This is a genomic window from Micromonospora sp. CB01531 (assembly GCF_001905095.1).
In the GTDB taxonomy this organism is placed as follows: Bacteria; Actinomycetota; Actinomycetes; order Mycobacteriales; family Micromonosporaceae; genus Micromonospora.
This window is the reverse complement of sequence record NZ_LWLS01000035.1, coordinates 26,569-34,242: the sequence shown is the minus strand read 5'-3', so window position 1 is coordinate 34,242 and position 7,674 is coordinate 26,569. Positions and strand designations below refer to the sequence as shown.

General features: G+C 74.2%; 8 protein-coding genes and 1 pseudogene. 5 read left to right on the top strand and 4 right to left on the bottom strand.

Annotated features, from left to right (window positions below; genetic code table 11):
- A pseudogene (locus A6A27_RS44175) lies at positions 1-831 on the bottom strand (hypothetical protein); the annotation flags it as partial.
- Positions 832-992: 161 nt separating this feature from the next.
- Here A6A27_RS44175 and A6A27_RS06625 point away from each other — a divergent pair.
- The 3 genes from A6A27_RS06625 to A6A27_RS06615 all read left to right on the top strand — a co-directional run bounded on the left by A6A27_RS06625 (position 993) and on the right by A6A27_RS06615 (position 3,735).
- On the top strand, positions 993-1,844 hold the full coding sequence (locus tag A6A27_RS06625) for an ABC transporter permease (protein ID WP_073833654.1): 852 nt from the start codon (positions 993-995) through the stop codon (positions 1,842-1,844).
- 113 nt (positions 1,845-1,957) lie between these two features.
- Positions 1,958-2,749 carry an ABC transporter permease gene (locus A6A27_RS06620; RefSeq protein WP_073833759.1) on the top strand — a complete coding sequence of 264 codons (792 nt, stop codon included), beginning with the start codon at positions 1,958-1,960 and terminating at the stop codon, positions 2,747-2,749.
- Positions 2,746-3,735, top strand: coding sequence for an ABC transporter ATP-binding protein (locus A6A27_RS06615; RefSeq protein ID WP_073833653.1), 990 nt, complete (start codon positions 2,746-2,748; stop codon positions 3,733-3,735). Before A6A27_RS06620 ends, A6A27_RS06615 begins: the two co-directional genes overlap by 4 nt.
- Before the next feature lie 67 nt (positions 3,736-3,802).
- Here the strand turns inward: A6A27_RS06615 and A6A27_RS06610 are convergent, their stop codons facing one another.
- Entirely contained in the window at positions 3,803-4,363 is a 561-nt protein-coding gene (locus A6A27_RS06610; protein WP_073833652.1) for a helix-turn-helix domain-containing protein, read from the bottom strand.
- 66 nt (positions 4,364-4,429) lie between these two features.
- On the opposite strand from A6A27_RS06610, the gene A6A27_RS06605 reads away from it, so the two are divergent.
- Together A6A27_RS06605 and A6A27_RS06600 are read left to right on the top strand one after the other, a co-directional pair.
- The gene (locus A6A27_RS06605; RefSeq protein ID WP_073833758.1) at positions 4,430-5,239 is read left to right on the top strand and encodes an AzlC family ABC transporter permease; all 810 of its coding nucleotides are present in this window, start codon (positions 4,430-4,432) and stop codon (positions 5,237-5,239) included.
- Positions 5,233-5,541, top strand: a complete 309-nt coding sequence (locus A6A27_RS06600) for an AzlD domain-containing protein (protein ID WP_073833651.1) — start codon at positions 5,233-5,235, stop codon at positions 5,539-5,541. The genes A6A27_RS06605 and A6A27_RS06600 overlap by 7 nt, the downstream gene beginning before the upstream one ends.
- A gap of 52 nt (positions 5,542-5,593) precedes the next feature.
- Here the strand turns inward: A6A27_RS06600 and A6A27_RS06595 are convergent, their stop codons facing one another.
- Both A6A27_RS06595 and murA read right to left on the bottom strand, forming a co-directional pair.
- A complete protein-coding gene (locus tag A6A27_RS06595) occupies positions 5,594-6,241 on the bottom strand; it encodes a DUF3043 domain-containing protein (RefSeq protein ID WP_073833650.1) in 648 nt (215 codons plus the stop codon).
- A gap of 36 nt (positions 6,242-6,277) precedes the next feature.
- Positions 6,278-7,633: a UDP-N-acetylglucosamine 1-carboxyvinyltransferase gene (murA, locus tag A6A27_RS06590; protein ID WP_073833649.1), complete on the bottom strand. Its 1,356-nt coding sequence runs from the start codon at positions 7,631-7,633 to the stop codon at positions 6,278-6,280.
- Positions 7,634-7,674 lie beyond the last annotated feature (41 nt).

The following is a 7,674-nucleotide window of genomic DNA, read 5'->3' as shown; positions in this document are numbered from 1 at the left end:
GGATGCCGGGCGCCGCTGGTCGGCCGGGCCGTCGTACGCCGGCTGCCGCCGGTCCACCGGGCTGGGCGGGGTGCCGTTGGGTCGCCCGTCGGCCGGGCCCCGGCGCGGCTCCGACCAGGGCGGTCGCGGCTGGGAACGGGGCGGGAACTCGCCGGGTTCCGGGAGCCAGCCGGGCTCGGGCGCGGGGGAGACCGGCCGCTGCGCGTCCGGCGTCCGCCGTCCCGGCTCGGGGTGCACCCAGCGCTGGTCGTACCGGTCGTCGGGCCGGCCCGCGGCGCGCTCCGGGGTCCGCTCGTGCGGGTCGTACCGGTCGCCGGGGTGCGGTACCGGGCCGCGCCGGGGTCCGTCGCCGGGGGCGCGCCGGTCCGCCCACGCCCGCCGCCCGTCCGGGTGCGACTCCTCCGCGCCGCGCCCGTCCGGGTGCCCGCGCCGCTCGCCCGAACGGCGCGGTCCCGGGAGGCCGCCGCGCCGCTCGTCGGGGCCTGCCGGGCTGACCGGGTACGCGCCGCGCCGCTCGTCCGGGCCTGCCGGGCTCACCGGGTGCGCGCCGCGCCGGCCGTCCGGGCCTGGCGGGCTCACCGGGTGGCCGCCGCGCCGCTCGTCTGGGCCTGCCGGGCTGACCGGGTACGGGTCCTCGGCCGGCGCGGGGCTGACGGGTTGCACCTCGGCCCGGCCGACGACGGCCCGGCCACGCGGCGCGCGTGAGGTCAGGTACTCGACGCCGATGTCACCGGGGTACCGCTGGCCCGGAAACTGTGGCCGCCACTCGTGGGTGGGTTCGGCGGCCCAGGACGGTTCGGCCAGCTCGCGCCACTGGTCCCAGCCGCTCATCGGCAGGTCCCGTCGCCGCCGGCGCGGCGCGGCCCCCGGGCCGGCTCGCGTCGCTCGCTCACGGCGATGTCACCTCGTTGGAAATTGTCGCGCTGGGCGCCCGGCGCGCCGGTAGAGTCGCCCGGTCCGGCACGTCGTGGCTGCGGAAGGAGGGTAACGGCGTGGGCTCTGTCACCGCCACTGTGGCACCGCCCACGGACTCAAACGTTACCCGATGGTTTCGGACATTCGGCGCCATAGTGGGATCTGGGTTTCGGCGTCACGCCACCTACCGCCAGGCCGCCGTGGCGGGAGTGGTCACCAACAGCGTTTTCGGCTTCCTGCGCTACTACATCTTCGTCGCGGCCGCCGGCGCGGCGGGGCGGGTCGCCGGCTACGACCGCGCCCAGCTCGCCACCTTCGTCTGGGTCGGGCAGGGGCTGCTGGCGGTGGTCGCGATCTGGGGTTGGACCGAGCTGGCCGACCGGATCCGGACCGGCGAGATCGCCGCCGACCTGCTCCGCCCGATCCACCCCGTGACCAGCTACTTCGCCACCGACCTGGGCCGCGCCGGGTTCGCCTCGCTGTCCCGGCTGCTACCGCCGGTGCTGATCGGTCTGCTCTTCTTCGACGTGTACCTGCCCCGCCGCTGGGCCACCCTGCCGCTCTTCGCGTTCTCCGTGCTGCTCGCCGTGGTGGTCTGCTTCGGCTGCCGATACCTGGTCAACGCCACCGCGTACTGGTTGCAGGACGTCCGGGGTCCGCTGATCCTGTGGACGCTCTGCTCCGGCGTGCTCGCCGGCCTCTACTTCCCGCTGGGCTTCCTGCCCGGCTGGCTGGAGGCCGGGCTGCGGTACGGGACTCCGTTCCCGAGCCTGCTCCAGATCCCGCTCGACGTGCTGGTCGAACGGGACCCGGCAGCGGTCCAGTTCGGCCTGGTCGGGGTGCAGCTCGGTTGGGCCGTGGCGCTGCTCGCCCTGTGCCGCCTGGTGCAGCGCCGAGCCGAGCGCCGCATGGTGGTGCAGGGTGGCTGAACCGCGGCAGGCGGTGCGGGGTGGCTGAGCCGGGGACGCTGACCGACCCGGGCCGGTCGGCCGTGGCGAGTGGACCGGTGTGGCCGAGCGGTGCGGACCGGCGACCGCCCGGGCTGGCCGCATACCGGGCGCTGCTCGGCGCGCAGGCCCGGTCGCAGGCCGCGTACCGGGCGTCGTTCGTGGTGGACCTGGTCGGCAACGTCGGGGCCACGGTGTTCGACGTGGTCACCGTGCTGGTGCTCTTCGGGGTCACCCGCGAGCTCGGCGGCTTCACGCTCCGCGAGACGCTGGTGATCGTCGGCCTGTCGTCGTTCGCGTTCGCCACGGCGGACCTGCTGGTCGGCAACATCGAGCGACTGCCCCGGTACGTCCGCACCGGCCTCTTCGACGCCGTGCTGGTCCGCCCACTGGCCGCGCTGCCCCAGTTGCTGCTGATGGACCTGCCGCTGCGCAAGGTCTCCCGGGCGGTCTTCGGGCTGGCCGTGCTGGTGGTGGCGCTCGCCTCGGCCGGCATCCAGTGGACGCCGGGGCGGGTGGCGCTGGCGGTGGTCGCCCCGCTCGCCGCGGTGGTCTTCTTCGGTTCGGTCTTCGTCACCACGGCCACCGTGTCGTTCTACTGGATCGACTCCGGCGAACTGGCCAACTCGGTCACCTACGGCGGGCGTGACTTCACCTCGTATCCGGTCACCGTCTACGGCAGCTGGTTCAGGGCGCTCTTCGCGTACGGGATGGGGTTCGCCTTCGTCAGCTACCACCCGGCGCTGGCGCTGCTCGGCCGGGCCGACCCGCTCGGCCTGCCCGGCTGGGTCGGCTGGGCGGCGCCGGGTGTCGCGGTGGTCGCCGCGGCGATCGCCACCCTGGCCTGGCGGGTCGGGATCCGTCACTACCGGAGTACGGGATCATGAGCGTCATCGAGATGCGCGGGCTGCGCAAGGAGTTCACGGTCCGAATCAAGGCGGGCCGGCTGCGCCGGGAGAAGCGGACGGTCACCGCGGTCGACGGGGTCGACCTGCGGGTCGAGCGCGGTGAGATGCTCGGCTACATCGGCCCGAACGGCGCCGGGAAGTCGACCACGCTGAAGATGCTCACTGGCGTGTTGATGCCGTCGGCGGGGGAGGCCCGGGTGTGCGGCCTGCGCCCGGTGGCCGAGCGTACCCGGCTGGCGCTGCGCATCGGCGTGGTCTTCGGCCAGCGCTCGCAGCTCTGGTGGGACCTGCCGCTGCGCGACTCGTTCGAGCTGCTCCGGCACGTCTACCACGTGCCCGCGGGCGAGCACGCGGCCCGGCTGGCCCGGTGCCGGAGCCTGCTCGACCTCGACGAGTTCCTGGACACCCCGGTCCGGCAGCTCTCCCTCGGCCAGCGGATGCGTGGCGAGCTGACCGCCGCGCTGCTGCACGGCCCGGAGGTGCTCTTCCTCGACGAGCCGACCATCGGGCTGGACGTGGTGAGCAAGCAGGCGGTCCGCGGCTTCCTGGCCGAGCTGGGCCGGGCCGGCGACACCACGCTGGTGCTCACCACCCACGACCTGGCCGACATCGAGCGGCTCTGCCGGCGACTGGTGGTGATCGACCACGGCCGGGTGGTGCACGACGGCTCGATCGCCGCCCTGCACAGCCGGTACGGCTCCCGCCGGATGGTCGTCGCCGAGCTGGACACCGCGCTGCCCGAGCCGCCGGCACTGCCCGGCGCCCCGTTGCAGCGGGTGGAGGCGGACGGGCACCGGTTGGTCTTCGTGCTCGAGTCGGCGACTGTCGCCGAGGTGGTGGCCGGGCTGGCCGGCCTGGCCGCGTTGCGGGACATCGCGATCGTCGAGCCGGACATCGAGGAGGTCGTCGCCCGGCTCTACCGCGCCCCGGCCGAGGTCGGTGAGCAGGTGTGGGTGACCGAGTAGCAAGGGCCTACCGGCGCGTCGCCAGGTGCGCGCGGGAGCGGGTCGTGCCGGCCGGGCCGTCGCCGGCTCACGGGTGCTCCATCACCAGCACCGCGAAAGTGCCCGGAACGAGGGCCTCGTACCGGTGCGGCGTGTCACCGGGGAACGTGGCGTAGTCGCCCGGACCCAGCTCGACCAGGTCGGACTCCGGGCCGAGGCGCATCCGCCCGGTGGCGACCACGACATGCTCGACGCTGCGCGGGGTGTGCGGCTCGGCCACCCGCACCGCACCCGGCTCCAGCTCCATCACGTAGACGTCGCGACGGGCGTGCGGCGCTCCGGCGGCGAGCAGCGTGGCGCTGAAGTCGGCATGCTCGGAGCGGATCCGCGGGCCCTCGCCGGCGCGGACCACCCGGACGGCGGCCGTGGGCGGCTCGACCAGCCGGCTGAACGGCACGCCCAGCGCCACCCCCAGCGCCCACAGCGTCTCGACGCTCGGGTTGCCGACCCCGGACTCCAACTGGGACAGGGTGGACTTGGCGATGCCGGCCCGGCGGGCGAGTTCGGTCAGCGAGATCCCGGCCCGGTCGCGCTCGCGGCGCAGCGCGGCCGCGATGGTGGCGAGCGGGGGAGCGGGGTCGACGGCCATTGTTCGCTCCAGAGGTCGGTTTGTTCGGTTTGACGAACGCGTGCTGTCGTGTTCAGGATAATGGACATGCGTACGGCATATCGAACGGCCGACCGGGCGATGCTCCGCGACGTCGCCGCCATCGGGGCGGCCATGGTCGCCGTGGGCGCCTCGTTCGGCGCCGTGGCGGTGGCCGCCGGCCTCCCGGTCTGGGCGACCCTCGCCATGTCCGTGTTCCTCTACGCCGGCGGCGCGCAGTTCATGGCGGTGGGTCTGGTCGCCGCCGGCAGTCCGGTCGCCGCCGTCCTCGCCGGCCTCCTGCTCAACGCCCGGCACCTGCCGTTCGGCCTGGCTCTCGGCGGCGCCCTCGGGCGACGGCGCTGGCAGCGGCTGCTCGGCAGCCACCTGATGACCGACGAGGCGACCGCCTTCGCCCTGGCCCGACCAGCCGGGCCCGGGCGCCGTCGGGCGTTCTGGCTCGCCGGGGCGCTGCTCTTCCTGGCCTGGAACGCCGGCACCCTGCTTGGCGTGCTCGCCGGCGGCGCGGTGGGCGACCCGGCTGCCCTGGGGCTCGACGCCGCCTTCCCGGCCGGGCTGGCCGCCCTGCTGCTGCCGAGCCTGCGCGACCGGGACACCCGCCGGGTCGCGCTGGCCGGCGCCGGGCTGGCGGTGCTGGCCACCCCGGTGCTGCCGGCCGGGGTGCCGGTGCTGCTCGCGCTCGCCGCCCTGATCGTGCCCGCGCTCCGCGGCCGGGGCGCGAGCAGCGCCGACCAGGTGCCCGACGGGACGGCCGTGGCCGGTCCGGAGCAGCACGGCCCGCCCGGCCCGGACGGGGCCGCACCGGACCCCGCCCACCACGCCGGGCCGGTGGTCCGGGCCGGGGAGGCGTCGTGCTGATCGCCGTGATCCTCGCCCTGGCCGTCGGCACGTACGGCTTCCGGGTCGCCGGGGTGCTGCTGCGCGACCGGCTGCAGTTGCCCGAGTGGGCCCGGCACCTGTTGCCGGTGGCTGCCGCCGCCCTGCTGGCCGCCCTCGCCGCGACCGCGGCACTGACTGAGGCCGGCCGTTTCGCCGGCTACGCCCGGCCCGCGGGGGTGCTGGTCGGGCTGCTGCTCGCCTGGCGACGGGCGCCCTTCGTGCTGGTCGTGGTCGCGGCGGCCAGCACCACCGCGCTGCTGCGCCTGCTCGGGGTGGCATGACGCGGCCCCTCCCCGCGGGGGCGGGAAGGGGCCGTGTCCGGGCCGGAACAGCTCAGATCTTGTCGCCGACGTTCACCTGCGGCGCGGGGGCACGCATCTTGCGGAACGTGATCGACCGCATGATCGCGTAGAAGTAGAGCGAGCCCAGCTTCTCGGTGCTCTTCGGGTAGCGCTCGCGGACCAGCTTCTTGATCTTGCGGGAGATCAGGATCGAGTCGATCACCACGCCGAGTGCCAGCGCGCCCCACAGCAGGTTGGAGATCAGCCGCACGATCGGCGGCATGGCCTGGTTGGAGCCGAGCAGCACGATCAGCGCGCCGCCGAAGAACCAGGTGCCGACGGTGCGCCGGGAGTCCACCACGTTGCGGGCCAGTAGCCGCTCGGGCCCCCGGTCACGCGGGCCGCCCTCGCGGCGGAACTCGGCCGCCGCCTCGGCGCGGGCCGCCCGGCGCTGCTCCCGCGCCTCCTCCTTGGTCAGCGGCTTGCTCGGCGCGCCCGGCCGGCGGCCGGCGGTGGGCCGCTTCGGCGTCACCACGCCCAGGTCCTTCTTGCTCGGGGTGTGGCCCCGGGACGGGGCAGCGGTGGACGCCTCGTCGGTCGTCACCGTGGTGACGGATTCCTCGACGAGGTCGGCGGGCTTACGACGAAACAGCGACGGCACGTCGTGAAGGGTAGCCAAACAGCCGCGCCCGGTGCACATCGCGGGTGCACCGGGCGCGGAAAACGCAGTGTGATGTTACGGACGCTCTGCGTGCGCGCCGAGGTCCGCCAGCTTGGCTTCGAAGTCCTCGTAGCCCCGGTTGATCAGGTCGACGCCGTACACCCGGGAGGTGCCCTCGGCGGCCAGCGCCGCGATCAGGTGACTGAACCCGGCCCGCAGGTCCGGGATGACCAGATCGGCCGCGTGCAGCTTGCTCGGGCCGGCGATCACTGCGGAGTGCTTGAAGTTGCGGCGGCCGAAGCGGCACGGGGTGCCGCCCAAGCAGTCCCGGTAGACCTGGATGTTGGCGCCCATCGAGTTGAGCGCCGTGGTGTAGCCGAGCCGCTGCTCGTACACCGTCTCGTGGACGATCGACAGCCCCCGGGCCTGGGTCAGCGCGACCACGAGCGGCTGCTGCCAGTCGGTCATGAAGCCGGGGTGCACGTCGGTCTCGAGGGCGACCGACTTCAGCTCCCCACCCGGGTGCCAGAACCGGATGCCGCCCTCCTGGCCCGGCCGGCCGGCCCGCGGCGGCCGGAGGTCGGTCACCTCGTACTCGCCGCCGACCGAGCGGAAGATGTTCAGGAAGGTCATCATGTCGGCCTGCTGGGCGCCCAGCACCTCGACGTGGCCGCGGGTGGCCAGCGCGGCCGCCGCCCAGCTCGCCGCCTCGATCCGGTCGGGGATCGGCCGGTGGGTGTAGCCGTGCAGCTTCGGTACGCCCTGGATCTCGATCACCCGGTCGGTGTGCACCTTGATGATCGCGCCCATCTTCTGCAGCACGCAGATCAGGTCGATGATCTCCGGCTCGACGGCGGCGTTGCGCAGCTCGGTGACGCCCTCGGCCATCACCGCGGTGAGCAGCACCTGCTCGGTGGCGCCGACGCTCGGGTACGGCAGGGCGAACTTCGTGCCGTGCAGCCCGTTCGGGGCGGACAGGTGCAGCCCTTCCGGCCGCTTGTCGACGGTCGCGCCGAACTCGCGCAGGGCCTGCAGGTGGAAGTCGATCGGGCGCGGCCCGATGTGGCAGCCGCCCAGGTCCGGGATGAAGGCGTGGCCGAGCCGGTGCAGCAGCGGGCCGCAGAACAGGATCGGGATCCGGCTGGAGCCGGCGTGCACGTTGATCTGGTCGGTGCTGGCGCTCTCGACGTTGGACGGGTCGAAGATGAGCTCGCCGTCCTCCTCGCCGTCACTGACCTTGACCCCGTGTAGGCCGAGCAGCCCGCGGACCACCTCGACGTCCCGGATCCGCGGCACGTCGAACAGCCGGCTGGGGGTGTCACCCAGGAGGGCGGCGACCATCGCCTTGGATACGAGGTTCTTCGCGCCGCGCACGCGGATCCGCCCTTCGAGCGGAGTGCCTCCGTGTACGACCAGGACGTCGTCGGTCAACGCAACCTCCAGCGCGTTGGTACTTCCGTGAAGATGATCGG

What these genes read in the sequence shown, in the direction of transcription:
- A6A27_RS06615 (WP_073833653.1), top strand. Translation starts at nt 2,746, where the DNA reads ATGAGCGTCATCGAGATGCGCGGGCTGCGCAAGGAGTTCACGGTCCGA.
- A6A27_RS06610 (WP_073833652.1), bottom strand. Translation starts at nt 4,363, where the DNA reads ATGGCCGTCGACCCCGCTCCCCCGCTCGCCACCATCGCGGCCGCGCTG.
- A6A27_RS06605 (WP_073833758.1), top strand. Translation starts at nt 4,430, where the DNA reads ATGCGTACGGCATATCGAACGGCCGACCGGGCGATGCTCCGCGACGTC.
- A6A27_RS06595 (WP_073833650.1), bottom strand. Translation starts at nt 6,241, where the DNA reads ATGTGCACCGGGCGCGGCTGTTTGGCTACCCTTCACGACGTGCCGTCG.